Origin of the sequence: Pseudomonas sp. MWU12-2029, assembly GCF_023242425.1 — a bacterium.
Taxonomy (GTDB): domain Bacteria; phylum Pseudomonadota; class Gammaproteobacteria; order Pseudomonadales; family Pseudomonadaceae; genus Aquipseudomonas; species Aquipseudomonas kribbensis.
In genome coordinates, this window is the sequence record NZ_JALJDY010000005.1 from 115,917 (window position 1) to 142,404 (window position 26,488).

General features: G+C 61.0%; 21 protein-coding genes. 16 read left to right on the forward strand and 5 right to left on the reverse strand.

The features are described from left to right. The first annotated feature begins 6 nt into the window (after nt 1-6). Both M5B44_RS13930 and M5B44_RS13935 read left to right on the forward strand, forming a co-directional pair. The gene (locus M5B44_RS13930; protein WP_263860200.1) at nt 7-939 is read left to right on the forward strand and encodes a peptidylprolyl isomerase; all 933 of its coding nucleotides are present in this window, start codon (nt 7-9) and stop codon (nt 937-939) included. Between the two features lie 71 nt (nt 940-1,010). Next, nucleotides 1,011-1,988 carry a LysR family transcriptional regulator gene (locus M5B44_RS13935; protein ID WP_248739533.1) on the forward strand — a complete coding sequence of 326 codons (978 nt, stop codon included), beginning with the start codon at nt 1,011-1,013 and terminating at the stop codon, nt 1,986-1,988. A 105-nt stretch (nt 1,989-2,093) separates the two neighbouring features. Here M5B44_RS13935 and M5B44_RS13940 read toward each other — a convergent pair whose 3' ends face one another. Both M5B44_RS13940 and M5B44_RS13945 read right to left on the reverse strand, forming a co-directional pair. Beyond that, nucleotides 2,094-4,367 (reverse strand): YncE family protein, encoded by a 2,274-nt coding sequence (locus M5B44_RS13940; protein WP_248739534.1) that lies wholly within the window; start codon nt 4,365-4,367, stop codon nt 2,094-2,096. Nucleotides 4,368-4,550: 183 nt separating this feature from the next. Beyond that, nucleotides 4,551-4,922 carry a DUF6124 family protein gene (locus M5B44_RS13945; RefSeq protein WP_248739535.1) on the reverse strand — a complete coding sequence of 124 codons (372 nt, stop codon included), beginning with the start codon at nt 4,920-4,922 and terminating at the stop codon, nt 4,551-4,553. Nucleotides 4,923-5,302: 380 nt separating this feature from the next. On the opposite strand from M5B44_RS13945, the gene M5B44_RS13950 reads away from it, so the two are divergent. Next, nucleotides 5,303-5,812 carry a GNAT family N-acetyltransferase gene (locus tag M5B44_RS13950; protein ID WP_248739536.1) on the forward strand — a complete coding sequence of 170 codons (510 nt, stop codon included), beginning with the start codon at nt 5,303-5,305 and terminating at the stop codon, nt 5,810-5,812. A 116-nt stretch (nt 5,813-5,928) separates the two neighbouring features. After that, nucleotides 5,929-6,420 carry a hypothetical protein gene (locus tag M5B44_RS13955; RefSeq protein ID WP_248739537.1) on the forward strand — a complete coding sequence of 164 codons (492 nt, stop codon included), beginning with the start codon at nt 5,929-5,931 and terminating at the stop codon, nt 6,418-6,420. A 47-nt stretch (nt 6,421-6,467) separates the two neighbouring features. Here the strand turns inward: M5B44_RS13955 and M5B44_RS13960 are convergent, their stop codons facing one another. Both M5B44_RS13960 and ccoN read right to left on the reverse strand, forming a co-directional pair. Continuing rightward, nucleotides 6,468-6,689 carry a cbb3-type cytochrome c oxidase subunit 3 gene (locus M5B44_RS13960; protein ID WP_248739538.1) on the reverse strand — a complete coding sequence of 74 codons (222 nt, stop codon included), beginning with the start codon at nt 6,687-6,689 and terminating at the stop codon, nt 6,468-6,470. Nucleotides 6,690-6,704: 15 nt separating this feature from the next. Further along, on the reverse strand, nt 6,705-8,132 hold the full coding sequence (gene ccoN / locus M5B44_RS13965; RefSeq protein WP_134826679.1) for a cytochrome-c oxidase, cbb3-type subunit I: 1,428 nt from the start codon (nt 8,130-8,132) through the stop codon (nt 6,705-6,707). A 317-nt stretch (nt 8,133-8,449) separates the two neighbouring features. On the opposite strand from ccoN, the gene M5B44_RS13970 reads away from it, so the two are divergent. From M5B44_RS13970 to M5B44_RS13985, 4 genes are all read left to right on the forward strand, one after another. Beyond that, nucleotides 8,450-10,123 carry a nitrite/sulfite reductase gene (locus tag M5B44_RS13970; RefSeq protein ID WP_248739539.1) on the forward strand — a complete coding sequence of 558 codons (1,674 nt, stop codon included), beginning with the start codon at nt 8,450-8,452 and terminating at the stop codon, nt 10,121-10,123. Next, nucleotides 10,120-10,599, forward strand: a complete 480-nt coding sequence (locus M5B44_RS13975) for a DUF934 domain-containing protein (RefSeq protein WP_248739540.1) — start codon at nt 10,120-10,122, stop codon at nt 10,597-10,599. Before M5B44_RS13970 ends, M5B44_RS13975 begins: the two co-directional genes overlap by 4 nt. A gap of 129 nt (nt 10,600-10,728) precedes the next feature. Next, a complete protein-coding gene (locus M5B44_RS13980; RefSeq protein ID WP_248739541.1) occupies nt 10,729-11,703 on the forward strand; it encodes a hypothetical protein in 975 nt (324 codons plus the stop codon). 141 nt (nt 11,704-11,844) lie between these two features. Beyond that, entirely contained in the window at nt 11,845-12,516 is a 672-nt protein-coding gene (locus M5B44_RS13985; protein ID WP_248739542.1) for a DUF3313 domain-containing protein, read from the forward strand. Nucleotides 12,517-12,576: 60 nt separating this feature from the next. Here the strand turns inward: M5B44_RS13985 and M5B44_RS13990 are convergent, their stop codons facing one another. Then, nucleotides 12,577-13,002: a YciI family protein gene (locus M5B44_RS13990; RefSeq protein WP_085708233.1), complete on the reverse strand. Its 426-nt coding sequence runs from the start codon at nt 13,000-13,002 to the stop codon at nt 12,577-12,579. A gap of 132 nt (nt 13,003-13,134) precedes the next feature. Between M5B44_RS13990 and M5B44_RS13995 the strand changes: the two genes are divergently transcribed. The 8 genes from M5B44_RS13995 (at nt 13,135) to M5B44_RS14030 (ending at nt 26,482) form a co-directional block, all read left to right on the forward strand. Next, a complete protein-coding gene (locus M5B44_RS13995; RefSeq protein ID WP_248739543.1) occupies nt 13,135-13,578 on the forward strand; it encodes an SRPBCC family protein in 444 nt (147 codons plus the stop codon). Between the two features lie 132 nt (nt 13,579-13,710). Then, complete coding sequence (tpx, locus tag M5B44_RS14000; protein WP_085731150.1) at nt 13,711-14,211, forward strand: thiol peroxidase; 501 nt, start codon at nt 13,711-13,713, stop codon at nt 14,209-14,211. Nucleotides 14,212-14,386: 175 nt separating this feature from the next. Then, nucleotides 14,387-15,694, forward strand: coding sequence for an MdtA/MuxA family multidrug efflux RND transporter periplasmic adaptor subunit (locus M5B44_RS14005; protein ID WP_248739544.1), 1,308 nt, complete (start codon nt 14,387-14,389; stop codon nt 15,692-15,694). After that, nucleotides 15,691-18,795: an MdtB/MuxB family multidrug efflux RND transporter permease subunit gene (locus M5B44_RS14010; protein WP_085708229.1), complete on the forward strand. Its 3,105-nt coding sequence runs from the start codon at nt 15,691-15,693 to the stop codon at nt 18,793-18,795. The genes M5B44_RS14005 and M5B44_RS14010 overlap by 4 nt, the downstream gene beginning before the upstream one ends. After that, nucleotides 18,792-21,899: an efflux RND transporter permease subunit gene (locus tag M5B44_RS14015; RefSeq protein WP_248739545.1), complete on the forward strand. Its 3,108-nt coding sequence runs from the start codon at nt 18,792-18,794 to the stop codon at nt 21,897-21,899. Before M5B44_RS14010 ends, M5B44_RS14015 begins: the two co-directional genes overlap by 4 nt. Continuing rightward, a complete protein-coding gene (locus tag M5B44_RS14020) occupies nt 21,896-23,365 on the forward strand; it encodes an efflux transporter outer membrane subunit (protein WP_248739546.1) in 1,470 nt (489 codons plus the stop codon). The genes M5B44_RS14015 and M5B44_RS14020 overlap by 4 nt, the downstream gene beginning before the upstream one ends. A 205-nt stretch (nt 23,366-23,570) precedes the next feature. Continuing rightward, nucleotides 23,571-25,652 carry a putative bifunctional diguanylate cyclase/phosphodiesterase gene (locus tag M5B44_RS14025; protein ID WP_248739547.1) on the forward strand — a complete coding sequence of 694 codons (2,082 nt, stop codon included), beginning with the start codon at nt 23,571-23,573 and terminating at the stop codon, nt 25,650-25,652. 83 nt (nt 25,653-25,735) lie between these two features. Beyond that, a complete protein-coding gene (locus tag M5B44_RS14030; protein WP_248739548.1) occupies nt 25,736-26,482 on the forward strand; it encodes an SDR family oxidoreductase in 747 nt (248 codons plus the stop codon). Nucleotides 26,483-26,488 lie beyond the last annotated feature (6 nt).

The window sequence follows — 26,488 nt, forward strand, 5'->3', positions numbered from 1 at the left end:
CCTGCCATGGTGATCAGCGCCGCTGCGGTGGCGCTGTTGGTGGTGGCGGTGGCGCTGGTGGTGCGGCCGGGCAATGACCCGGTCGCCGCCCAGCAACCGGCACCGGTCGTGGGCGCCAGTGCCGGGCCGGCGGTGGCGCGGTTGGGCAATCAGCAGGTCACGCCGGAGGAATTGCAGGCGTTACTGACGGCTGTTCCACCACAGACCCGCGAGCAATTGCGCGGCAATCGAGAGGCGCTGGAGCGCTGGATACGTTCACGCCTGGCCGAAAAAGCCGTGCTGGAACAGGCCGATGCACAGGGCTGGGCACAGCGTCCGGACGTGGTTCGGCAGACCCGCGCCGCCACTGAGCAGATCGTATTCCGCGACTATTTGCAGTCGGTGAGCCAGGTTCCAGCGGATTACCCGAGCGCTGCCGAGTTGCAGCAGGCGTATGACGCGGGCAAGGCCAATTGGCAGACGCCGGCGTTGTATCGGGTGAGCCAGATTTTCCTCGGGGTGAACGAGCCGCAGAATCTTGATGCGGTGCGCAAACAGGCTGCGGATTTGAGCAAGAAGGCGCAGGCAACCCCGGCGGAGTTTGCAGCACTGGCCAAAGAGTTTTCTCAGGATCGGCTCACTGCTGAGCGCGGTGGTGATACGGGCCTGCAACCGTTACAGCAACTGGTGCCGGAAGTCCGTGGCGCCGTGGCGCGACTCAAGGTCGGCGCGGTTTCCGATCCCGTTCAAAGCAGCGCCGGTTTCCACGTGATCAAACTCACCGAGCAACAACCGCCCCGTACCGCGACCCTCGACGAATTGCGTGACCAACTGACCCAGGCTTTGCGTGCCCAGCGTCAGGAACAGATCGCCCAGGCCTATCTGGACGGCATGCTCAACACCGCGACGCTGAGCATCGACGGGGCCGAGCTCAACAAGGTGCTGGAGGAAAAACTGTAATTCAGACTCACCGCAGCTCCCACAGGAGATGTGTGCAAAGGCAAACAACAAAGATCGACAGGGAGTCATCGATGTCATTCACCGAACCCGCAGGACGACAGGGCAGCCCCGATTTTCGCTGGCCGCAGGAAAAGGCCGAACCCTGGCTGGCGCAGGTTGCGAAGATCGAGGGCGAAATCGCGCAATATTTTCTGGTCAGCGCCCGTTGCGGTTGCTTCATGCAGGCCGCCCGCAGCCTAAACGTGCGCTCGACCCTGCTGCGCAAACAGCTGGCGCAACTCGAACAGCAACTGCAATGCGCGCTGTTCAGCTTTCAGGGCAGTGCTTTGACGCTGACCCGCGAAGGTCAGCAATTGCAGGCGCAACTGGTGGCCCTGGCCCACGAACGCAAACTCCCGGTGATCGAGCAACCCCTGATCAGGCTGGCGGTCGCCGAATCGATCCTGCACGACATCCTCGGCCGCGACCTCATCGCACTGCTGCGCCGCAACGCCAGCGTACGCCTGGAGATCATCGCCCTCGACAGCGAACTCGCCCTGCGCGCCGTCAGTGCCGACATCGTGCTGTGGCTCGCCCACGGCGAAACCCCGCATCCCGGCCCGACCTTCGCCACCAGCGAACCGCAGCGCCTCGCACAACTGGAATACCAGCCGCACATCGCCAAACGTTACTCCCGCGTGACTGCACGCCCGGAAAGTCCCGATGATCTTGCCGATTTCATGCTGGTGCAATGGCAGCATGATCGGCAGATCGACAGCTTCCGGCCATGGAACAATCTGGTCGAGCAACGTCTGGCTGGGGTGGTTCAGATGCAGTCTTATGAACTGATGCTGGAGATGATCCGGTGCAGCGCGTGCATCGGGTTGTTGCCTATGTATATGAGCCGGTTTGATCGCGGGCTGGTGGCGTTGCCGGGGTTGTTTGATGAGGCGATGCGGTTGCAGGCGTGGTTGGCGGTGAACAGGGAGTCGCAGAGTGTCGGGGAGGTGCAGGTGTTGGTGGAGTTGATCAGGCGCACTTTCAGCGAGCGGGGGGAGTGGTTTGAATGACTGTATAGAGGAGAACGGATTTATTTTTTATAAATAAATCCGTCCCCTTTGTTGTCCTTGTTCCTGTAGCGACGGGTGGCTGCGGGCCGTGAGGGTAACGGGCGATTAATGCGCAGCAATAATTGAGAGGCTGTTACCGAAAACATTAGCAATGTAGAGACGGGTGCCATCCGGGTGTATAGCGATACCTGCGGGGGCATTTCCGACGGGGATGGTCTTGATAACCTTGAGACTCTGGGAATCAACCACCGAGACAGTATGGCTTACGTTATCCGTTACGTAGAAACGAGAGCCGTTCGGATGCATAACGATACCAAGCGGCCTTGCCGTGATGATGGCAGTATCGATGACTGAATGACTCCGGGTATCAATCACCAAGATTGATTGGCTCCCGTTATCAGTCAAGTAGACACGGTCGCTACCCGGATGAACAGCGAAATTTCGCGGGTTAATCCCGACGTGGATGGTCTTTATTAGCGTGAAACTCCGGGTATCAATCACGGAGAAAGATGTCCCGTAGAAATTAGCAACATAGGCATAAACGCCGTCCAGATCAAAAGCGATCCCGATCGGGAAACGCCCTACGGTGATGGTATTGATGACCGACTGACTCCGGGTATCAATCACAAAGATTGCACCCTTTTCTGTGAAACCGGATACGTAGGCGTGGTAACCGTTCGGATGAAAAGCGATGTCGTGCGCGCCGACCACGGGTGAGAGGGTCTTGATGACCGACTGACTCCGGGTATCAATCACCGAGACTGAGCCGCCCCCATTAGCCACGTAGGCTTGGGAGCCGTCGGGACGAATAGCGATCCCAGTCGGGCCTTGCCCTACGGGGATGGTCTTGATGACCGACTGACTCCGGGTATCAATCACCGAGACTGAGTTCCCCCGGAAATTAGACACGTAGACATAGGAGCCGTCCGGAACAATATCGACCCAGGTCGAGTGTTCTCCGACTGGAATGGTCACTTCCCGGTCGACGTACATTGCTCTGACGTCCGATTCTTGCCCGCTGCCATATTTGGCTTTGGCGGTGAAGCGGTGAATGCCCGGCGCCAGACCACTGACCGAGTGGGTCCAGATCCCCTTGTCGCTGGCAGTGGCTTCCCCTGTTGAGGTCTTTTCATCGAGCACATCGACCTTCCGGTTAATGGCGGCGGTACCGGTCAGCACTACGCTGGTTTCGAAGGTGGAGCCATAGGGGGGAATGTCCACGCCGCTTGGTGAGCCCTTGACCGAACCAATGTCTGGTTTCTGGTCTACCAAGGCTTCGACGCTGTAAACCTGATCCGCAAACTTCGTCGCCGTCGCAAAGTTGTTGCTCTTGTCCTCCGATACCCAGAACTGCACCGTCAGTGTCCTGCCGTCTCCCAGTTGCGCCAGATAGCTGTTAAGCACTGTCTGCACATATTTGCCCTGACTGATCCAGGTCGGATTAGTCCGCGCCGGCAGGCCGTTCCAGAGTTGCAGGTCATGCGCGCTGCCGTCGGCCTTGAACCCCAGCAATTTGAGCCAGCATGGCTGGCCGTCAACCATGCCCGTCCAGGTCAGCACATGAATCGTGGCGTTTTGGCCGTTCAGTGCTACCACGTTCAGCACCCTGTTGTTCGCCTCCGCCTCCACGATGATCGGCGGGTTATACACTTTCTGGTTGGCTGTAATGGTGATTGAAGTCGTCGGCGACGCATTGCTGTTGCTCAACTGATCGACCACCGTGGCACTCACCGGATGGGTGCCGTCACCGATCTGCTGAAGATCCGTGGTCGTCAGGGTGTAGGTGACCGGGTTGGCTGGATGGACGTAGGGAATTGTTTTACTCCACGTCCCTATGATCAGCGTCATCACGTCATATTCGCGTGGATAGTTGCGCGTGAGGGTGAACGTGGCCGGCTGCCCCGGGGCGATGCTGGGTGGGTGGCTGACCGCGATACCGGAGGCCGGGTTGTTGTACAGCACGTCCAATATCCGAGAGTCCTCGTAATTCCCGCCCAATCGCTCCACCCGGTAAGACATCTTGTTGATACCGTCCCTCAGTAATCCCAGTGGCAGATACAGCAATATCCGTTTGGTCTCATCACCCGGCAAAACGGTTGCACCCGTGGAAGTCGCGATGCCGTTTAACCACACCTTCACGCTATCGTAAGCAGCAAACACACCGCCCAAAGCGCCTTTTGGCGAACCGGCCAACATCGTCCACGGATCAATCACGATGGCCAGGCCTGCGGGCGCCGGAGGAGGTGCCGGATAAATGGACTGAGGCACTCCGAGATGGGCATATCCCGGCGGCTGCACATTTTGTGTCGAGCCGGGGAGATGCAAGGGATCCAGCGCCAGCGCTGCATCAGCTTCCAGTGAATTGATGTTGATGTTCATTTTGTTCTCCAGGCACCGGCGCAAGCCATATCGGAATGGAGCCTCATCACACCGTTAAAGGAGTTGATCGTCACCTGTCAGATCTGACAGGCGAGATGGGTTTCAAGACGAATGGTCATCCGTGAACAGTTTTCGCTCAGACGTAAAAACGGCCCCACAAAGGGGCCGTTTCGGTTTCAGCACTCAGGGCCGAGGTTCTGCCGCCACGTCCAGGTTGTCCAGCACCCGATTCACCGCCAGTTCCGCCAGCATGATCAGTTGCCCGATACCCAGCAGCACATGCCGCTGCGGCGCATCGATCATCCCGGCGAAATCGCTGGCCATGGTTTTGGCCGAGGTCAGGGTTTCGCAGGCGTCGGCCAGCAGTTCTTCGCTCGGGATGCCGGGGGCGATGAGGTAGCGGGTGTTGGGTTTGAGCAGCGGCTTTCTGGGGTGGAACGGATTGAGGTAGTGGTCGAGGGCGCGTTCGGCGGCTTCGTGGAATTTCTTGGAGTCGAGGGTTTCGTAGGGCGAGGTCGGATCGGTTTCGGGTGGGTTTGGCGTTGGTTTGATCATGATTGAATCTCCAGAGTCATGGAGCCGCCACGATTCGCTGCGATACGAAGAGGTGGCAGCTATACGCGGGTCGCAGACCGGGACTCTAGAACCGGCAGACCCGAGGGTCTCCCACGTACAGCCGCCATAAAAATGGAGGGTGTTGTGCGTCCAGAGATCGCGGGCTGCGAGACCCGATCGCTGATTCATCAGCGACCCGAAAACGATAGAGCCGGCCCCCAAGGCACACAAGCCGGCGGATTCTGGCGGATGCGTAGGCAATGGCGCAAGGCGTTGTGGCTTGCCGGAAGTTTCGGTCAACGGCTTTAAACAGTCATGGCGAATCCGTGAAGAAGCGGTTTACAGTGACCGGCCACGCACTGATCCAGGAGGGATCTTTCATGCCTGAGCACAACCCCGCCATTCACCTCGAACGCTTCAGCGAATCCCACGTCGAAGGTGTCACCGCGCTCTACAACGACCCGGCCGTGACCCGGCAGGTGTTGCAGATGCCGTTTCAGTCTGCCGAGATCTGGCGTCAACGACTGATGCCGGAAAACGAGCGGATGGTGAAACTGGTGGCGCTGCATCAAGGTGTGGTGATCGGGCATCTCGGGCTGGAGGCATTTTCGCGGATTCGTCGCAGCCACGCCGGCAGTGTCGGCATGGCCGTTGCAGTGGCGTGGCAGGGCAAAGGCGTCGGTTCGAAACTGTTGGCGGCGGCGCTGGAAGTGGCGGACAACTGGATGGACCTGCACCGGGTGGAGCTTTCGGTGTACGCCGACAACGAAGCGGCCATCGGGCTCTACCGCAAGTTCGGCTTCGAAACCGAGGGCCTGTTCCGCGATTACGCCGTGCGTGACGGGCAATGGGTCGACACCCTGAGCATGGCGCGCCTGCGCAAACGCTGACCTTCTGTCCGTCAATGACCGACAAGACGACCGTGCAGGCAAATGACTTGCACGGTCGTCATCGGCATCTGCCATGCTCGAAGTCCGCAGCACCGCTTCCTTGAAGGAACACCGCAATGGACGACGTACAGCAACTGGGCGAAATGCTTCGCCACTATGCCGACAGCGAAGCGCACAAGAAGCAATTGTTCGAGACGCAGTCGGCGACCTGGGCCACACGGATCAACGAGTTGTTCGGGCAGATCCAGCAATGGCTGGAGCCGGTGCAGGCGCCGGGGTTGCTGGAGGTGAGTCGGGAGGCTTATGTGGCGTTCGGGCCGAGCATTCCGGTTGAGACGTCAACCTTCAAGACTGAAAAACTGAGCATCGTGATTGCCGGCAAACCGGTGGAGTTTGTGCCGGATGTGATGGGCAGTGGCGGGCAGATTTCGCTGGCGGTGATGGGTCTGACGGCGGCGCGTTACGGGAGTGTTTCGCTGGTGGGGCTGCCCAATGGTGATTGGCAGTGGCGCAAGACTAATGGGTTGAAGGATCCGGATACGTTTGTGTTTGATGCGAATTTTCTTGCGCAGCAGTTACAAAGTTTGATTCCGCGCGATCGCACCTAGGGCCAAATCGATCCCACACCCAGTGTGGGATCGATCATCGGGTGCAGTTACATTTCGAGATTGACCCACCCCGGCTTCGCCACCTCCGGCGCCACCGCTTTCACGGTCCTGCCGGTAGCCAACTCAACCCGCCGCGCCACCTCCGGATCATCCGCAAACGGCGTCAGGCTCGCATCATCCAGGCTTTCAGCCGTTTCATGGCGCAAGCAGTACTCCACCGACAGCCACAAAAACAGCACGCCCAATACATTCAAAACGATATCGAACATGTCCGGCTCCCTTGATCAGGCGATCTGCGCTTCACGGTGGGCAATCGCAACATCCGCCACCCGCACCGTGCGCCATACGTTGTAGGCCATCAGCAACATGCCCGTGAGGAAGAACACCCCGCCGGCAAAGCGCACGACGAACCCCGGATGGCTGGCCTGCAGCGCTTCGACGAACGAGTAGGTCAGCGTGCCGTCCTCGTTGATCGCCCGCCACATCAGGCCCTGGGTGATGCCGTTGACCCACATCGAAGCGATGTACAAAACGGTGCCAATGGTCGCCAGCCAGAAGTGCAGGTTGATCAGCGGCGTGCTGTGCATCCGTTCACGGCCGAAGACCTTCGGCACCATGTGGTAGGTCGCGCCGAAGGTGATCATCGCCACCCAGCCGAGGGCGCCGGCGTGTACGTGGCCGATGGTCCAGTCGGTGTAGTGGGAGAGGGCGTTGACGGTCTTGATCGCCATCATCGGGCCTTCGAAGGTCGACATGCCGTAGAACGCCAGCGACAGAACCAGGAAGCGCAGGATCGGGTCAGTGCGCAACTGATGCCAGGCGCCGGACAGGGTCATCATCCCGTTGATCATCCCGCCCCAGCTTGGCGCCAGCAGGATCAGCGACATCGCCATGCCCAATGACTGCGCCCAGTCCGGTAGCGCGGTGTAGTGCAAGTGGTGCGGGCCGGCCCAGATGTACAGAGTGATCAGCGCCCAGAAGTGCACGATCGACAACCGGTACGAATACACCGGCCGATTGACCTGTTTCGGCACGAAGTAATACATCATCCCGAGGAACCCGGTGGTCAGGAAGAAACCCACTGCGTTGTGCCCGTACCACCACTGCACCATGGCGTCGGTGGCGCCGGAATACACCGGATAGGACTTGAACCAGTCCACCGGGATCGACAAGTGATTGACCACGTGCAGCATGGCGATCACCAGGATGAACGCGCCGAAGAACCAGTTGCCGACGTAGATATGTTTGGTCTTGCGTTGCACCACCGTGGTGAAGAACACGATGGCGTACGCGACCCAGACCACCGCCATCCACACCGCGCCGGAGAATTCGATCTCGGCATATTCCTTGGTGGTGGTGTAGCCCATCGGCAGGGTGACCAGCATGATCACGATCACCGATTGCCAGCCCCAGAAGGTGAACGCGGCGAGTTTGTCCGAGTACAGCCGCACCTGGCAGGTACGCTGCACCGCGTAGTAGCTGGCGGCGAACTGCGCGCTGCCGGCGAAACCGAAAATCACCAGGCTGGTGTGCAACGGTCGCAAGCGGCCGAAGGTGGTCCACGGCAGGTCCAGATTCATGTCCGGCCATACCAGTTGCGAGGCGATCCATACCCCCATCGCCATGCCCACGACACCCCAGAAAACAGTCGCGATGACGAATTGGCGGACGACCTTGTAGTTATAAGCCTGTCCGATTGTTGCTGTGCTCATGGTCAATTCTTCCACGGTCAAAGTCTTGCCAGGCCACCCGGTCTGGCACGAGCTGCACTGTAGAAACCCCGCCAGAAACAAAACAGGCTCAGGAATTGTTCATTTATGCGGATCAGATCGAAGCGCTGCCTGCGGCCATCTGCCGCGCCCTGATACGGTTTTTATGCGTTCAGGTGAATCTGTAACGGGCTGCGCTGCAACGTCATAGTGCCTTCAGGAATCTGTGGGAACGAGGCATCTAGAGATTGCGCCAGATCGCGCAATCTCTAGATGCCTCGTTCCCACAGGAGTTGTGCTGAGTGCTGATGAGGTAGCCGATGTATCAATACGACGATTACGACCGGGCGCTGGTGTTCGAGCGCGTTGCGCAGTTTCGCGATCAGGTCGAGCGCTTCATGGCCGGGGAGTTGAGCGAAGAGGAATTCCTGCCGCTGCGTTTGCAGAACGGCCTGTACATGCAAAAGCACGCCTACATGCTGCGGGTGGCGATTCCCTACGGCACGCTGAGTGCCGAACAGATGCGCACACTGGCGAGCATTGCCAGTGACTACGACCGTGGCTACGGCCACTTCACCACACGGCAGAACATGCAGTTCAACTGGATCGAGCTGAGCGAGGTGCCGGACATTCTCGAGCGTCTGGCACAGGTCAACATGCATGCGATCCAGACCTCGGGCAACTGCGTGCGCAACATCACCACCGAAGCCTTCGCCGGAGTCGCGGCGGACGAGTTGATCGACCCGCGTCCGCTGGCGGAGATCCTGCGGCAATGGTCGACGATCAACCCGGAATTCCTGTTCCTGCCGCGCAAGTTCAAGATCGCCATCTGCTCGGCGAAACAGGACCGCGCGGCGATCATGATGCATGACATCGGCCTCTACCTTTACCCCGGTCGCGACGGACAGATGCAGCTGCGGGTGATCGTTGGCGGTGGTCTGGGGCGCACGCCGATCCTTGGTTTGCAGATTCGCGACGGCTTGCCGTGGCAGCATTTGCTGTCCTACGTCGAGGCGGTGCTGCGGGTCTACAACCGCCACGGCCGGCGCGACAACAAGTACAAGGCGCGGATCAAGATTCTGGTCAAGGCGCTGGGCATCGAAGCGTTCGCCAAGGAAGTCGAAGAAGAATGGCAGCACATCAAGGACGGCCCGGCGCAACTGACCGAGGATGAATACCTGCGGGTTGCCAACGCCTTTGTGCCGCCAAGCTATCGCACGCTGGCCGGCACCGATCTGGATTTCGGCACGCACCTGGCCGACAACCCGGCGTTCGCCCGCTGGGTTGCGCGCAACGTGCAGCCACACAAGGTTCCGGGTTACACCAGCGTGGTGCTGTCGACCAAACCGGGCGTTGCGGCCGCACCCGGCGATGTCACCGGTCTGCAGATGCTGGCGGTGGCCGACTGGTCCGAGCGCTTCGGTTTCGGCGAAATCCGCATCGCCCACGAGCAGAACATCGTCCTGCCGGACGTGCCCAAATCGGAGCTGTTTGCGTTGTGGCAACTGGCGAAAGAGCAGGGGCTGGGCGCCGCCAACGTTGGCCTGCTGACCGACATCATTGCCTGCCCCGGCGGTGATTTCTGTGCGCTGGCCAACGCCAAGTCGATCCCGATTGCCCAGGCGATTCAGGCGCGTTTCGACAACCTCGATTACCTGCACGATCTGGGCGACATCAGCCTGAACATCTCCGGCTGCATGAACGCCTGCGGTCATCACCACATCGGCAACATCGGGATTCTCGGCGTCGATAAAAACGGCAGCGAGTGGTACCAGATCACCCTCGGTGGTGCACAGGGCAAGAACAGTGCGCTGGGCAAAGTCATCGGCCCGTCGTTCAGCGCCGCCGAGGTGCCGCAGGTGATCGAGCGGATCATTGGCACCTTCGTCCGTTACCGCGAGGCCGAAGAACTGTTCGTCGATACCGTGGCACGCATCGGCCTGGAGCCGTTCAAGGAACGGGTCTACCCGAAAGCGCTGGAGGTGTCGGCATGAACAATCTGCTGCGGATGGAAGAGAGCGGGGCGCGGATCGTGCTCGATGATCCGTGGATGCTGATCCGTTCACCTGAAACAGCGCCCGGTTCCGGGATGCTGATTCTGCCGCTGGCCCACTGGCTCGAATCACCCTCGACCCACGCAGTCTGGTTGGGCCCGGACGATAGCGTCGAAAGCCTGCTGCCATGGCTGACCTCGCTGCCGCTGATCGCCCTCGACTTCCCGAGCTTTCGCGACGGCCGCGCCTACAGCCAGGCCTATCTGCTGCGCAGCCGCTTCGGCTGGAAAGGCGAACTGCGGGCGATTGGCGATGTGCTGCGCGATCAACTGAGCCACATGCGCCAGTGCGGTTTCGACAGCTTTGCCGTGCGCGAGGACAAATCCGCCGAGGATGCGCTCAAGGGGCTGGCGGGGATGAGCGTGTTGTACGGGCGCTCGGTGATCGAGCCACGACCGTTGTTTCGGCGCAGGTGATGCAGGGGAAACCCTTAGAACCCTGATGAATCGGGGATTTTTCCTTGGGTCGATGCTGGCCTTTTGGTAGAGTCCCCGTCGCCAGCGGGTTTTCGGCTGGACGACGGAACGAAGAAGGGAGTCTGATCAGTGGGTCCGGGCAAAAAGATTCTGGGCCTCACCGCGTTGCTTTTGATGCTGACGCTGTGGGCCGGTTACATCTACGTATTCAACGAAAACCGTGGCGGTCAGCTCGGCGGTGTCGGCGAAAGCACCGCGTGGTGCGGCACACCGCCGTCCTCGGATGCGGCGCTGCTGGGCAAGGATCAACTGACCTTGCGCATCACCAACAACCTGCGCGGCGAGTTCATGCTCAGCGGTGCAGTGGTGGTCTCCGAGCGCACCTTCAACCGCTATGACCTGGGCCGCAACGAACTGCGTCTGCGCCTGGAACCGTTGCAGTGGTCCTACGGCGTTACGCCGATCTTCCTTGAGCAAGTGAAGATTCTGCCTCTGAGCCGCAACCTCGCCTCGACCGACAAAAGCGCCTTCGCCCAGCTCGAGTCGCGCCCGATCGGCGTTCAGGGCCGGGTCACCGAGTTTCCTTTCGACACTTATCGCTACGGCTACAAGCCAGTCCTGTATTACGTCAAAGGCAACGAGCGCGTTGACCTGCGCTTCAAGAACATCACCACGCTGATGGAGATGTCCAACACCTTCACGCCGATCCAGAAATACAACCGCGCCGACTACATCAACGAGAAAAACGTGATGGTCCGCGACGAGGACTACAAAGCCTACGGCCACCACGAGTGTGCTTTCAGCGTCGAGCGCAAAGGCGCGTTCAAAGTTGTGGTGCTGCTGATGTTGCTGGTGCTGTGCCTGCCGTTGCTGCTGGTGTTCTACCGTGACGAGCCGGGGATCGACTTCCTCGCAACCCTGGTGGGGATCGGCGTAGTGCGTACAGTGCTGGTGGGGCCGGTGCAGGATTTCCAGCTGTACAACATCGACTTCCTGTTTGGCGCGGCGTTGTTGCTGGTGGGCACGGTTTCGCTGATCAAGGCGATGCGGCTTCACAGCCGGCGGGAGATGGCGTTGCGCAGCGGAGAGACGTCGACCTGGTGAATCTGATCTGAATCGGGTTCTATCGTGCTTCAGGCCGGGGGCGGGATTCATTTCCCGTCCGGCAAGCGCAAAGCCTGTGGTTTTAGCTATACCTGTAACTCCCCGATGCAATAAATCAGGCCTTCTGACAGGAGTTACAGCATGAAGCTAGCCCTAATGATGAGCACCCTGTGCATTGCCACGCTTGGCGTGGTGGGTTGCTCCAGCAAGACCGTCGCTCCGGATGAGTATTCAGGCTTCCTCAAGGACTACAGCCAACTCAAGGAGGCCAAGTCACCGTCCGGTGCCGAGGTGATGCGCTGGGTCGATCCCAAACTCGATATCAACAAGTTCACCAGCGTCTACATCGAACCGACTCAGCTGTATCCCAAGCCCCAGCCAACGGTAAAAATCCCGCAACAGACCCTCAACGGCATCACGGCTTACTATGATCAGGCGCTCAAGCGTGAAGTGGGCAAATCCCTGCCGTTGGCCAGCGGGCCAGGCCCGGGCGTGATCGTCGTGCGCGCGGCCATCACCGCCGTCAGCAGCAAGACCGAAGGTCTGCATGCCTATGAAGTGATCCCGATTGCCCTGGTGGCGGCAGCGGTCACGACCGCCAGCGGCAGTCGCGATCAGGAAACCACCCTGGCCACCGAAGCGGTGTTCCTCGATGGCGGCAACAACAAGGTTGTGGCGCAGGTCGTGCGCAAGGGCACCGGTAAACCTCTGGAAAACGATTCTCAGGTCATGAAGGCCGATGACGTGAAAGCCGTGATCGATGGCTGGGCGTCGGACATGCACCAGTCTTATCTGAAAATGAAGTCAAAATAAGGTGGACCTGATGGCCTCCACGGCGTGAGTCGTGGAGGCCGGTTTGCGAGAGCGGGGCTGTCAGTGCTTTTTCGCCTGCTCGCGAATCCGCTCTTCCTGCTCGCGCAGTTCCGGGGTGAACTCGGCGCCAAAGTCTTCCGGGCAGAATATCTGGCGAATCTCGATCTCGGCTTCGGTGCCCGGCATTGGATTAGGACAGCGCTTGACCCACTCGATGGCTTCTTCCTTCGACTTCACGTCCCAGATCCAGTAACCGGCGATCAGCTCCTTGGTTTCGGCAAACGGGCCGTCGATCACGCTGCGTTTTTCGCCGCTGAAACGTACCCGGGCGCCTTTGCTGCTCGGGTGCAGGCCATCGGCGGACACCAGGATGCCGGCCTTGGACAGTTCTTCGTTGTAGTTGCCCATGTCGGTCAGCAACTGTTCGCTGGGCATCACGCCGGCTTCGGAATCCTGGCTGGCTTTGACAATGATCATGAAGCGCATGGTGTTTCTCCGTGAGAAATGGGGGGATTCACTGCTTTGTCGAACGGCCAGGGCTTGAATCGACAGCTCGTTAAAGAAAAGATGCAGAACCGCGTTTTAACAAGCATCGCCTTCATACGGAATGTGTCCGCCATGCCTACCCTGGAACTCACCACCCTGATCCCCGATCGCACCCCGGAAGAAGTGCTCGATTTCTGTCTGGAGGGCATCAACTTCCCGAAGATCTTCCCGGAGCGCGTTACGCCGCTGGGAGATATCGACCTGAACAACCTGCGCATCGAGGAGGGCCGGCAATTTCGTTTCCGGCACTGGATGTTCAACCTGATTCCGTCGAACTGGACGGTGACGATCCGCGAAGTCGGCGACACGCATTTTGTCGATGAAATGCTCAAGGGGCCTTTGCGTGCCTTTCGTCATGAACATCGGGTGGCAGCGGGCGAGGGCGGTACGCTGTACACCGACCGCGTGACGTATTCGGCGATTGGCGGGGCGTTCAGCGAAGGACTGCTGGTGAACGGTTACATGCGCCGCATCTTCGAGGCCCGGCATCGCAACATGCTGCAATTGCTCGGTTAGCGCTCAGGGTTGTATCCAATCTTGAGCGATGGCACATGACAATTTCGGTTCAGGCATAGGTCGTCGGACAATTTCGTGGTTAACTTCCGCCTCTTGCATGCTTTCCCAACAACGTTAAGAAGGACTCCGTTCATGGCTCAAGTCACTCTCAAAGGCAACCCGGTTCAAGTCAACGGCCAACTGCCACAAGCCGGTTCCAAGGCGCCAGCCTTTTCCCTGGTAGCCGGCAATCTGTCCGACGTCACCCTGAAAGACTTCGCCGGCAAGCGCAAAGTGCTGAACATCTTCCCAAGCGTCGACACTCCGACCTGCGCCACTTCCGTGCGCAAGTTCAACGCTCAGGCCAACGAACTGGCCAACACCGTGGTGCTGTGCATCTCGGCTGACCTGCCATTCGCCCAGGCCCGCTTCTGCGGCGCCGAAGGTCTGGAAAACGTACAGAACCTGTCGACCCTGCGTGGCGCCGAATTCATCCAGAACTACGGCGTGGCCATCGCTGACGGCCCGCTGAAAGGCCTGACTGCCCGTGCGGTGGTTGTTCTGGACGAAAACGACAACGTGCTGCACAGCGAACTGGTCAAGGAAATCGCTGAAGAGCCGAACTACGACGCGGCGCTCGCCGTATTGAAATAAGCGCTTTTACAATTGTTAACGGCCTGGCCCTGTCCAGGCCGTTTTCATTTGTGTATCAGTGTTTTGGCTCACACCTTGAAACGTAAGTTGAAGGTAAATTGCCGGTAAAGCTGCTTTGCTTTACCCCCACCAGTGCTTATCGTTCAGCCTCCCGTAAAAGAAGCCCACGCGCCCAATGGTTAATCACTCCATGCAATCGTCTTCCCGAAACTCCCGTCGCTGGCTGCTGAGCCTGCTTGTCCTGCTGGTCATCGCCGGCCTGTGCTGGAAATTCTGGCCCGCCGGATCGACCCACAAAGAGGGTGGCGAGAAAGCCGCGACGGGTCACGCCGGTCGCTCGGGGATGATGCGTCCGGGCTTCGGCGGGGCGGGCGGGCCGATTCCGGTACGCGTGGCGCCGGCGGTGACCGGTGACTTCCCGCTGTACTACAAAGCGCTCGGCACCGTGACCGCGCTCAACACCATCAATGTGCGCAGCCGGGTTGGCGGCGAACTGGTGAAGATCTATTTCGAGGAAGGGCAGATGGTCAAGGCCGGCGACCTGCTGGCGGAGATCGACCCGCGCCCGTACCAGAACGCCTTGCTTCAGGCCGAAGGCACCTTGCTGCAGAATCAGGCACAGCTGAAAAACGCTCAGGTCGATGTCGAGCGCTATCGCGGTCTGTATAAAGAGGACAGCATCGCCAAGCAGACCCTGGACACCGCCGAAGCACAAGTCGGCCAGTTCCTCGGCACCGTGAAGACCAACCAGGCGGCGGTCAACGACGCCAAGCTCAACCTTGAATTCACCAAGATCCGCGCACCGATTGCCGGTCGCGTCGGTCTGCGTCAGCTCGACGTCGGCAATCTTGTAGCCGCGAACGACACCACGTTCCTCGCCGTCATCACCCAGACCCAACCGATCAGCGTGGTCTTCACGCTGCCGGAAAACACCCTTGAAACCGTGCTGGCCCGCTACCACAGCGGCGCCAAACTGCCGGCCGAAGCCTGGGACCGTGGCGACACGAAAATTCAGGCCACGGGCGTGTTGCAAAGCCTCGACAACCAGATCGACGTGACCACCGGCACCCTGAAGTTCAAGGCGCGCTACGAAAACCGCGATCAGTCGCTGTTCCCCAACCAGTTCGTCAACGTCCACTTGCTGGCCGACACCCTCAAGGGCGTGGTACTGGCGCCGTCGGCCGCCATCCAGTTCGGCACCAACGGCACCTTCGTCTACGCGCTGGACGGCGACAAGAAAGTCACCATCCGCCAGTTGAAGATCGGCGCCAGCGACGGGCAGAACACCGTGATCACCGAAGGCCTGACCGCCGGCGACCGCGTGGTGCTGGAAGGCACCGACCGCTTGAAGGAAGGCAGTGAAGTGGAAGTGGTCAACGACAGTCAGGATGTACCGACCACGCCGACCGGGCACCTGCAAGGCAAGTCCGCCGCCAGCGCACCTGACGCTGCCGTCACCGACAAGGCCAAGAAGGGCGCATGAACATTTCGCGTCTGTTCATCCTCCGCCCGGTCGCCACCACGCTGAGCATGCTGGCCATCGTGCTGGCCGGCCTGATTGCCTATCGCCTGCTGCCGGTTTCGGCCTTGCCGCAGGTGGATTACCCGACCATCCGGGTCATGACCTTGTACCCGGGCGCCAGTCCGGACGTAATGACCAGCGCCGTCACCGCGCCGCTCGAACGCCAGTTCGGGCAGATGCCGGGCCTGACGCAAATGGCTTCGACCAGTTCCGGCGGTGCGTCGGTGCTGACCCTGCGTTTCAGTCTCGACATCAACATGGACGTCGCCGAACAGCAGGTGCAGGCCGCGATCAACGCCGCCACCAACCTGCTGCCGACCGATTTGCCGGCGCCGCCGGTGTACAACAAGGTCAACCCGGCGGACACCCCGGTGCTGACCCTGGCCATCACCTCCAAAACCATGCTGCTGCCCAAGCTCAACGATCTGGTCGATACGCGCATGGCGCAGAAGATCGCCCAGATCAGCGGTGTCGGCATGGTCAGCATCGCCGGCGGTCAGCGTCAGGCGGTGCGGATCAAGGTCAACCCGGAGGCACTGGCGGCCAACGGCCTGAACCTGTCGGATGTGCGCACGCTGATCGGTGCGTCCAACGTCAACCAGCCCAAGGGCAACTTCGACGGCCCGACGCGGGTGTCGATGCTCGACGCCAACGACCAGCTGACTTCGCCCAAGGACTACGCCAACCTCATCCTGGCCTACAAGAACGGCGCGCCGCTGCGACTCAAGGATGTCGCGCAGATCGTCGATGGCGCCGAGAACGAGCGTCTGGCGGCGTGGGCCAACCAGAATCAGGCAGTGTTGCTGAACATTCAGCGTCAGCCGGGCGCCAACGTGATCGAGGTGGTCGACCGGATCAAGGCGCTGCTGCCGAGCATCACCGATAACCTGCCGGCGGGCCTTGAAGTGACCGTGCTGACCGACCGCACCCAGACCATCCGTGCCTCGGTCACCGACGTGCAGCACGAACTGCTGATCGCCATCGCGCTGGTGGTGATGGTGACGTTCCTGTTCCTGCGTCGGGCCAGTGCGACCATCATTCCGTCGGTGGCGGTTCCGCTGTCGCTGATCGGTACGTTCGGTGTGATGTACCTCGCCGGGTTTTCGGTGAACAACCTGACATTGATGGCCCTGACCATCGCCACCGGTTTCGTGGTCGACGATGCGATCGTGATGCTGGAGAACATCGCCCGCTTCATCGAAGAAGGCGACAGCCCTATGCAGGCTGCGCTCAAGGGCGCGAAGCAGATCGGCTTCACCCTGATTTCCCTGACCCTCTCGCTGATTGCGGTACTGATTCCGCTGCTGTTCATGGCCGACGTAGTGGGGCGGTTGTTCCGCGAGTTCGCCATCACCCTGGCGGTGGCGATCCTGATTTCCCTGGTGGTCTCGCTGACCCTGACGCCGATGATGTGCGCGCGTCTGCTCAAACGTGAGCCAGAAGAACATGAACAGGGCCGTTTCTACCGGGCCAGTGGCGCGTTCATCGACTGGATGATCGCCGCCTACGGGCGCAAGTTGCAGTGGGTGCTCAAGCACCAGCCGCTGACCCTGCTGGTGGCCATCGGTACCCTGGCGCTGACCGTGTTCCTTTATATGGTGGTGCCCAAGGGCTTCTTCCCGGTACAGGACACCGGGGTGATCCAGGGCATTTCCGAAGCGCCGCAGTCGATTTCCTTTGCCGCCATGGGCGAGCGTCAACAGGCGTTGGCCAAGGTGATTCTCGAAGACCCGGCGGTGGAAAGCCTGTCGTCCTACATCGGCGTCGACGGCGACAACGCCACGCTTAACAGCGGTCGCCTGCTGATCAACCTCAAGCCTCACGGTCAGCGTGATCTGACGGCCGCCGAGGTGATCACCCGCCTGCAACCGCAACTGGACAAACTGGTGGGCATCCGTCTGTTCATGCAGCCGGTGCAGGACCTGACCATCGAAGACCGTGTCAGCCGCACCCAGTACCAGTTCAGCATGTCATCGCCGGACGCCGAACTGCTCAGCCTGTGGAGCGGACGTCTGGTCGAGGCACTGGCCCAGCGCCCCGAATTGACCGACGTTGCCAGCGATTTGCAGGACAAGGGCCTGCAGGTGTTCCTGGTGATCGACCGTGACGCGGCTTCACGCCTTGGTGTGTCGGTGGCGAACATCACCGACGCACTGTACGACGCTTTCGGCCAGCGCCAGATCTCGACCATCTACACCCAGGCCAGCCAGTACCGCGTGGTGCTGCAGGCTCAGGCCGGGGAGAAGATCGGGCCGCAGGCGCTGGATCAGATTCACGTCAAGACCACCGATGGCGGTCAGGTGCGGTTGTCGAGCCTGGCCCATGTCGAGGAGCGTCAGGCGCAACTGGCGATCACCCACATCGGCCAGTTCCCGGCGGTGATGATGTCCTTCAACCTGGCCCACGGCGTGGCGCTGGGCCATGCGGTGGACATCATCGAGCAGGTGCAGAAGGACATCGGCATGCCGATCGGTGTGCAGACCCAGTTCCAGGGTGCGGCCGAAGCCTTCCAGGCTTCGCTGTCGAGCACCTTGCTGCTGATCCTGGCGGCGGTGGTGACCATGTACATCGTGCTCGGCGTGCTTTACGAGAGCTACATCCATCCGATCACCATTCTCTCGACCCTGCCGTCGGCGGCGGTCGGCGCCTTGCTGGCGCTGCTGCTCAGCGGCAATGACCTGGGCATGATCGCGATCATCGGCATCATCCTGCTCATCGGTATCGTCAAGAAGAACGCGATCATGATGATCGACTTCGCCCTCGACGCCGAGCGCAACCAGGGCATGGCGCCGGAGCAGGCGATCTATCAGGCAGCGTTGTTGCGCTTCCGGCCGATCCTGATGACCACGCTGGCGGCGCTGTTCGGCGCGGTGCCGCTGATGCTGGCCACCGGTTCCGGCGCTGAATTGCGTCAGCCGCTGGGTCTGGTGATGGTCGGCGGATTGCTGCTGAGCCAGATCCTGACGCTGTTCACCACCCCGGTGATCTACCTGTACTTCGACCGCCTCGGTCGGCGCTGGGGCCGTGCGCCTTCGGCCGTGGAGCCGGTAGAACAGCCATGAACCTGTCCGGTCCTTTCATCAAGCGCCCGGTGGCGACCATGCTCCTGAGCCTGGCGATCATGCTGCTGGGCGGCGTGAGCTTCGGTCTGCTGCCGGTGTCGCCACTGCCGCAAATGGACTTCCCGGTGATCGTGGTCCAGGCGAGCCTGCCCGGCGCGAGCCCGGAAGTCATGGCGTCCACCGTCGCGACGCCGCTGGAGCGCTCGTTTGGCGCCATCGCCGGCGTCAACACCATGAGCAGCCGCTCCAGCCAGGGTTCGACCCGGGTCATTCTGCAATTCGACCTCGACCGCGATATCAACGGCGCGGCGCGGGAAGTGCAGGCGGCGATCAACGCTTCGCGCAACCTGCTTCCGAGCGGGATGCGCAGCATGCCGACCTACAAGAAGGTCAACCCGTCGCAGGCACCGATCATGGTGCTGTCGCTGACTTCGGATGTGTTGGAAAAAGGCCAGCTCTACGATTTGGCCTCGACCATCCTCTCCCAGAGCCTGTCCCAGGTGCAGGGCGTGGGCGAGGTGCAGATTGGCGGCAGCTCCCTGCCGGCGGTGCGCATCGAACTCGAACCCCAGGCGCTGAACCAGTACGGCGTAGCGCTGGACGATGTGCGCAAGACCATTGCCGGCGCCAACGTGCGCCGTCCGAAGGGCTCGGTCGAGGACGACCAGCGCCTGTGGCAGATCCAGGCCAACGACCAGTTGGAGAAAGCCAAGGACTACGAATCGCTGATCATCCATTACAACGGCGGTGCAGCCCTGCGTCTGAAGGACGTGGCCAAGGTCACCGACGGCGTGGAAGACCGCTACAACAGTGGTTTCTTCAACGATGACGCAGCGGTGCTGCTGGTGATCAACCGCCAGGCCGGCGCCAACATCATCGAGACGGTCAACGAGATCAAGGCGCAGTTGCCGGCATTGCAGGCCGTGCTGCCCGCCAGCGTGAAGCTGAATCTGGCGATGGATCGCTCGCCAGTGATCAAGGCCACTTTGCATGAAGCGGAAATGACCCTGCTGATCGCCGTGGCGCTGGTGATCCTGGTAGTTTTCCTGTTCCTCGGTAACTTCCGTGCTTCGCTGATCCCGACCCTGGCGGTGCCGGTGTCGCTGGTCGGCACCTTTGCGGTGATGTACCTCTACGGCTTCTCGCTGAACAACCTGTCGCTGATGGCGCTGATTCTCGCCACCGGGCTGGTGGTGGACGACGCCATCGTGGTGCTGGAGAACATTTCCCGGCACATCGACGAAGGCGTCAAACCGATGAAGGCCGCGTATCTGGGGGCCAAGGAAGTCGGGTTCACCTTGCTGTCGATGAACGTGTCGCTGGTGGCGGTGTTCCTGTCGATCCTGTTCATGGGCGGGATCATCGAGAGCCTGTTCCGCGAGTTTTCCATCACCCTGGCCGCTGCCATCGTGGTGTCGCTGGTGGTTTCCCTGACCCTGACGCCAATGCTCTGCGCCCGTTGGCTCAAGCCGCACACGCCGGGCCAGGAAAACCGTCTGCAACGCTGGAGCCGGCGCACCAACGACTGGATGGTCGGCAAATACGCCACCAGCCTCGACTGGGTGCTGCGTCACCGGCGCCTGACGCTGTTGAGCCTGATCATCACGGTCGGCGTGAACGTCGCGCTGTACGTGGTGGTGCCGAAGACGTTCCTGCCGCAACAGGATACCGGCCAGTTGATCGGTTTCGTGCGCGGCGACGACGGTCTGTCGTTCAGCGTGATGCAGCCGAAAATGGAGACCTTCCGCCGCGCGGTGCTCAAGGACGAAGCGGTCGAGAGCGTCGCCGGGTTTATCGGTGGCAACAACGGCACCAACAACGCCTTCATGCTGGTGCGCCTGAAGCCGATCAAGGACCGCAACATCTCGGCGCAGAAAGTCATCGAGCGCCTGCGCAAGGAAATGCCCAAGGTGCCCGGCGCGCAATTGATGCTGATGGCCGACCAGGACCTGCAATTCGGCGGTGGTCGCGAGCAGACCACCTCGCAATACAGCTACATCCTGCAGAGCGGTGACCTGGGTGCCTTGCGCGAGTGGTATCCGAAAGTGGTCACCGCATTGCGGGCCCTGCCGGAACTGACTGCCATCGACGCCCGTGAAGGGCGCGGTGCGCAGCAGGTGACGCTGATCGTTGACCGCGATCAGGCCAAGCGTCTGGGCGTGGACATGAACATGGTCACCGCCGTCCTCAACAACGCCTACAGCCAGCGGCAGATTTCGACGATCTACGACAGCCTCAACCAGTACCAGGTGGTGATGGAGGTCAATCCGAAATACGCCCAGGACCCGGTCACTCTCAATCAGGTGCAGGTGATCACGGCCGATGGTGCGCGGATTCCGCTGTCGACCATCGCCCACTACGAAAACAGCCTGGAAGACGACCGGGTCAGCCACGAAGGCCAGTTCGCCTCCGAAAGCATCTCGTTCGACATGGCCGAAGGCGTGACGGTGGAGAAGGGCAGCGCGGCGATCGAACGGGCGATTGCCAAGGTCGGCCTGCCGGAAGACGTGATTGCGAAAATGGCCGGCACCGCCGACGCTTTCGCGGCCACCCAGAAGAGCCAGCCGTTCATGATCCTCGGCGCGCTGCTGGCGGTGTATCTGGTGTTGGGCGTGCTGTATGAAAGCTACATTCACCCGCTGACGATTCTGTCGACATTGCCGTCGGCCGGGGTCGGTGCGTTGCTGTCGATCTATGTGCTGGGCGGCGAATTCAGCCTGATCTCGTTGCTCGGGCTGTTCCTGCTGATCGGTGTGGTGAAGAAGAACGCGATCCTGATGATCGACCTGGCGCTGCAACTGGAACGTCATCAGGGCATGGCGCCGCTGGAGTCGATCCGCAGTGCCTGCCTGCAGCGTCTGCGGCCGATTCTGATGACCACGCTGGCAGCGATCCTCGGCGCCTTGCCGTTGTTGCTGAGCCGGGCCGAAGGCGCCGAAATGCGTCAGCCGCTGGGCCTGACCATCATCGGCGGGCTGATCTTCAGCCAGATCCTGACCCTTTACACCACGCCTGTGGTTTACCTCTATCTCGACAAGGCCCGCCATCGCTTCAACAAATGGCGTGGCGTACGTACCGATGCCGCACTGGAAACTCCGCTATGAATGACCGTTCGCTTATCCAACTGGCCAGTGTTCGCGGCTCGCGTCTGCTGAGCCTGTCGCTGTGTGTGGCGATGCTCAGTGCGTGCGCCGTCGGCCCGGACTACCAGCGCCCGCAAACTGCGGAAATCGCCCAATACAAAGAGGCCGAGGGCTGGCGTCAGGCCAGTCCGGCCGACTCCCTGGCCCGTGGCGCCTGGTGGGAGCTGTATGGCGACCGTCAGCTCAACGAGTTGATCGAGAAACTCAACAGTTCCAACCAGACCGTCGCCCAGTCCGAGGCGCAGTACCGTCAGGCTCAGGCTTTGGTGCGCGATGCTCGTGGAGCGTTTTACCCGACGCTCGACCTGAGCCTGGGCAAGACCCGCTCCAGCCAGGGCACCGGCAGCAGCAGTTCGAGCCTGAGCAGTTCTTCCAGCGGTATTCGTGACACCTACAACGCCCAGTTGGGTGTGAGCTGGGAGGCCGATGTCTGGGGCAAACTGCGCCGAGGCCTGGAAGCCAATGAGGCCAGCGCCCAGGCCAGCTTCGCCGATCTGGCGGCGATGCGCCTGAGCCAGCAATCGGAACTGGTGCAGAACTATCTGCAATTGCGCGTGATCGATCAGCAGAAGCGTTTGCTCGAGTCGACAGTGGAGGCCTACGAGCGTTCGCTGAAAATGACCCAGAACCAGTACAACGCCGGGATTTCCGGGCGTGATGCGGTGGCGCAGGCACAGACGCAGCTCAAATCCACCCAGGGCGATCTGGTGGACCTGATCTGGCAGCGGGCGCAGTTCGAAAACGCCATCGCGGTGCTCACCGGCCAGCCGCCGGCACAGTTCAAGCTTGCCGAAACCCAGGACATCCCGAAGCTGCCGCAGATTCCGTTGAGCCTGCCGTCGCAACTGCTGGAACGTCGCCCGGACATCGCCTCGGCGGAACGCTCGGTCATCGCAGCGAACGCCAATATCGGTGTTGCCAAAGCGGCGTATTACCCGGATTTCAGCCTGAGCATGAGCGGCGGCTACAGCAGCAGTACTTCGCGGGATCTGATCAGTCTGCCGAACCGTTTCTGGTCGGTCGGGCCGAAAATGAGCCTGCCGCTGTTTGACGGCGGCCGTCGCTCGGCGGAAGTCGATCGCACCGAAGCGAAGTACGACGAGACCGTGGCCAAATACCGGCAGACCGTGCTCGACGGCTTCCGCGAGGTGGAAAACTACCTGGTGCAGCTGAAGGTGTACGAGGACGAGGCGGCGGTGCGTCAGGAAGCGCTGGATGCGGCGCGGGATTCTCTTCGTCTGACCCAGAATCAGTACAAGGCCGGGCTGATTGCCTACATCGACGTAGTGGTGGTGCAAGCCACGGCGCTGAGCAACGAGCGCACAGTGCTCAACATCCTGCAAAGTCGACTGATTGCCAGCGTGCAGTTGATCGCGGCGTTGGGCGGTGGCTGGGACGGGCAACTGGAAACCAGCCAGAATCCCTGATGCTGAATTCCCACGCAAAGCGTGGGAATGATCAGTGCCGTGACTGCCGGTCTAGAGCCTTGTCGAACGATCAAACAAGCGTTTCATCGGCTTGATGGCCATTTGATTACTTTGTCAGTGCGTTCTTCTGTGCAATCAGTACAATCGGCGCATTTGGCCCCGCCGAGAACGGAAGCAGTACGGCGGGGTGGTCACGAGAATTCCCATGCTCATCGGTAGTTATTCCTTCACGCTGGTCTTCATTTCGCTGTGTGTGGCGATCCTCGCGTCTTACACCGCGCTCGACCTCACCGGGCGCATCGCCACCGCCAAGGGGCGCGCCGTGCATTTATGGACGGCCGGCGGCGCCTTTGCCATGGGGGTTGGCGTCTGGTCGATGCACTTCATTGGCATGCTGGCGTTCAAGTTGCCGATCAGCCTCGGTTACGACATTTCAATCACGGCGCTCTCATTGCTGATCGCTGTGCTGTCCTGCGGTTTTGCCCTGTGGCTGGTCAGCCAGCCGAAACTGCCAGCCTGGCAACTGGCCTTCGGTGCCTTGATCATGGGCGCCGGCATCAGCGCCATGCATTACACCGGCATGGCCGCCATGCGCATGCAGCCGGGCATCGATTACGACCCGACCCTGTTTGGCGCTTCACTGTTGATCGCGGTAGGCGCTTCGGCGGCGGCATTGTGGATTGCCTTCCGCCTGCGTCAGCAATCGCCTTATGTGCGTCTGTTCCGTGCCGGCGCTGCAATCGTCATGGGCATCGCGATTGTCGGCATGCACTACACCGGCATGGCGGCGGCGCGTTTTCCCGACGGCAGTTTCTGCGGCGCGGCGCTCAGCGGTCTGAACGGCAATGGCCTGGACAACCTGGTGCTGATCACCACGCTGGCGGTGCTGACCATTGCGCTGCTGACCTCGATTCTCGATGCCCGCCTCGAAGCGCGAACCGCCGATCTGGCCCATTCATTGACCGTGGCCAACCGCGAACTCACCCAATTGGCCCTGCACGACACCCTGACCGGCCTGCCGAACCGCATGCTGCTGGACGACCGGATCAATCAGGCGATGAAAAAGGTCAACGAGCAGGGCGGCTGTTTTGCGCTGATGTTCATCGATCTGGACGGCTTCAAACCGGTCAACGACGCGTTCGGTCACCACATGGGCGATCAGTTGCTGCGCGAAGTGGCGGTGCGTCTGCGCGAAGATCTGCGCAGCCTCGACACCCTGGCGCGGATTGGCGGTGATGAATTCGTGCTGCTGGTGCGTTTGAGCGAGCCCGACGATGCGCTGGGTCTGGCGGCGCGTCAGGTCGGTTTGATCGCGCAGTCGTTCCGGGTGGCCGAACATGAGCTGCAGATTTCTGCCAGCGTCGGTATCGCGGTGTATCCGGGCAACGGCCAGAACGCCCAGGAACTGCTGATGAACGCCGACGCGGCGATGTACCACGCCAAGGGCGGCGGCAAGAACGGCTACAGCTTCTTCGACGCCTCGATGAACAGCAACGCCCGCAAGCAACTGCAACTGTTGCAGGACCTGCGCGCGGCGCTCGAGCACAATCAGTTCAGCCTGCATTACCAGCCCAAGTTCCATGCCGCCGATGGTCACCCGGTCGGTGCCGAGGCGCTGCTGCGCTGGGAGCACCCGCTCCACGGCATGCTGATGCCGGACAAGTTCATCGATCTCGCCGAGAAGACCGGGTTGATCATTCCGATCGGCGAATGGGTGCTCAACGAAGCCTGCCGGCAGATGCGCGAATGGTACGTGCTGGGGTACACCGACTGGCGCATCGCGGTGAACCTCTCGGCCTTGCAGTTCTGTCACACCGGACTGGTGCGCAGCGTGGCCAAGGCCTTGGCCACGCACCACTTGCCGGCCAACAGCCTGACCCTGGAAATTACCGAAACCACCGCCATGAGCGACGCCGACGCGAGCATGACAGTGCTGCAGGAACTGTCCGACATGGGCGTCGATCTGTCCATCGACGACTTCGGCACCGGTTATTCGAGCCTGATGTACCTCAAGCGCCTGCCGGCCAACGAGCTGAAGATCGATCGCGGTTTCGTCCGTGATCTGGAACACGACAGCGATGACGCGGCGATTGTCTCGGCGATTGTCGCGCTGGGGCAGGCACTGGGCCTGCGTATTGTGGCCGAAGGTGTGGAGACCGGCGTGCAGCAGGACTTCCTGACGCAACTGGGCTGTGATTCGCTGCAAGGCTATCTGCTTGGCCATCCGATGCCGGCCGATCGCTTCCTGCAGGATATCGAGCGCGGCAAACAATTGGCGGCGAGCTGAACGGCTGACGCAGGCCATGCAAAACCCCGCAATGACGGTTATTCTTGCCCCGACTGTTACGTGTGCATTGGGGGAAGGCCAGCATGGACAAAGTCATTGTGATCACCGGCGGCGGACGCGGAATCGGGGCCGCCACGGCGCTGTTGGCTGCCGAGCAAGGCTATCGGATCTGCATCAATTATCAGTCTGACGAACAGGCGGCCCACCACGTACTCGATCAGGTACGCGAGCGCGGCGCCACCGCCATTGCCGTTCGCGCCGACGTCAGCATCGAAGACGAAGTGATAGGCCTGTTTCATCGGGTCGACACCGAGCTGGGCCGGGTCACCGCACTGGTGAACAACGCCGGCACCGTCGGGCACAAATCGCGGGTCGACGATATGTCCGAATTCCGCATCCTCAAAATCATGAAAACCAACGTCCTGGCGCCGATCCTCTGCGCCAAGCACGCGATCCTGCGCATGTCGCCCAAACACGGCGGGCAGGGCGGCAGCATCGTCAACGTGTCTTCGGTTGCCGCGCGTCTGGGCTCGCCGAACGAGTATGTCGACTATGCGGCGTCCAAAGGTGCCCTCGACACGTTCACCATCGGTCTGTCCAAGGAAGTGGCGGGCGAGGGGATTCGGGTCAATGCGGTGCGTCCGGGCTACATCTACACCGATTTTCACGCGTTGAGCGGCGATCCGGATCGGGTCAGCAAGCTTGAGTCGGCGATTCCAATGGCCCGGGGCGGGCGGCCGGATGAAGTGGCGGAGGCGATTGTCTGGTTGTTGTCGGACAAGGCTTCGTATGCGACCGGGACTTTCGTCGATCTGGGCGGCGGGCGTTAGTCAAGG

Bases quoted from the DNA above. Each gene is read 5' to 3' on its own strand.
- M5B44_RS14030 (WP_248739548.1), top strand. From the start codon at position 25,736: ATGGACAAAGTCATTGTGATCACCGGCGGCGGACGCGGAATCGGGGCC.
- M5B44_RS14010 (WP_085708229.1), top strand. From the start codon at position 15,691: ATGAACATTTCGCGTCTGTTCATCCTCCGCCCGGTCGCCACCACGCTG.
- M5B44_RS13975 (WP_248739540.1), top strand. From the start codon at position 10,120: ATGAACAATCTGCTGCGGATGGAAGAGAGCGGGGCGCGGATCGTGCTC.
- M5B44_RS14025 (WP_248739547.1), top strand. From the start codon at position 23,571: ATGCTCATCGGTAGTTATTCCTTCACGCTGGTCTTCATTTCGCTGTGT.
- M5B44_RS14015 (WP_248739545.1), top strand. From the start codon at position 18,792: ATGAACCTGTCCGGTCCTTTCATCAAGCGCCCGGTGGCGACCATGCTC.
- M5B44_RS13945 (WP_248739535.1), bottom strand. From the start codon at position 4,922: ATGATCAAACCAACGCCAAACCCACCCGAAACCGATCCGACCTCGCCC.
- ccoN (WP_134826679.1), bottom strand. From the start codon at position 8,132: ATGAGCACAGCAACAATCGGACAGGCTTATAACTACAAGGTCGTCCGC.
- M5B44_RS13950 (WP_248739536.1), top strand. From the start codon at position 5,303: ATGCCTGAGCACAACCCCGCCATTCACCTCGAACGCTTCAGCGAATCC.
- M5B44_RS13970 (WP_248739539.1), top strand. From the start codon at position 8,450: ATGTATCAATACGACGATTACGACCGGGCGCTGGTGTTCGAGCGCGTT.
- M5B44_RS13995 (WP_248739543.1), top strand. From the start codon at position 13,135: ATGCCTACCCTGGAACTCACCACCCTGATCCCCGATCGCACCCCGGAA.
- M5B44_RS14020 (WP_248739546.1), top strand. From the start codon at position 21,896: ATGAATGACCGTTCGCTTATCCAACTGGCCAGTGTTCGCGGCTCGCGT.
- M5B44_RS13935 (WP_248739533.1), top strand. From the start codon at position 1,011: ATGTCATTCACCGAACCCGCAGGACGACAGGGCAGCCCCGATTTTCGC.
- M5B44_RS13990 (WP_085708233.1), bottom strand. From the start codon at position 13,002: ATGCGCTTCATGATCATTGTCAAAGCCAGCCAGGATTCCGAAGCCGGC.
- M5B44_RS13940 (WP_248739534.1), bottom strand. From the start codon at position 4,367: ATGAACATCAACATCAATTCACTGGAAGCTGATGCAGCGCTGGCGCTG.
- M5B44_RS14005 (WP_248739544.1), top strand. From the start codon at position 14,387: ATGGTTAATCACTCCATGCAATCGTCTTCCCGAAACTCCCGTCGCTGG.
- M5B44_RS13985 (WP_248739542.1), top strand. From the start codon at position 11,845: ATGAAGCTAGCCCTAATGATGAGCACCCTGTGCATTGCCACGCTTGGC.
- M5B44_RS13930 (WP_263860200.1), top strand. From the start codon at position 7: ATGGTGATCAGCGCCGCTGCGGTGGCGCTGTTGGTGGTGGCGGTGGCG.
- M5B44_RS13960 (WP_248739538.1), bottom strand. From the start codon at position 6,689: ATGTTCGATATCGTTTTGAATGTATTGGGCGTGCTGTTTTTGTGGCTG.
- tpx (WP_085731150.1), top strand. From the start codon at position 13,711: ATGGCTCAAGTCACTCTCAAAGGCAACCCGGTTCAAGTCAACGGCCAA.
- M5B44_RS13955 (WP_248739537.1), top strand. From the start codon at position 5,929: ATGGACGACGTACAGCAACTGGGCGAAATGCTTCGCCACTATGCCGAC.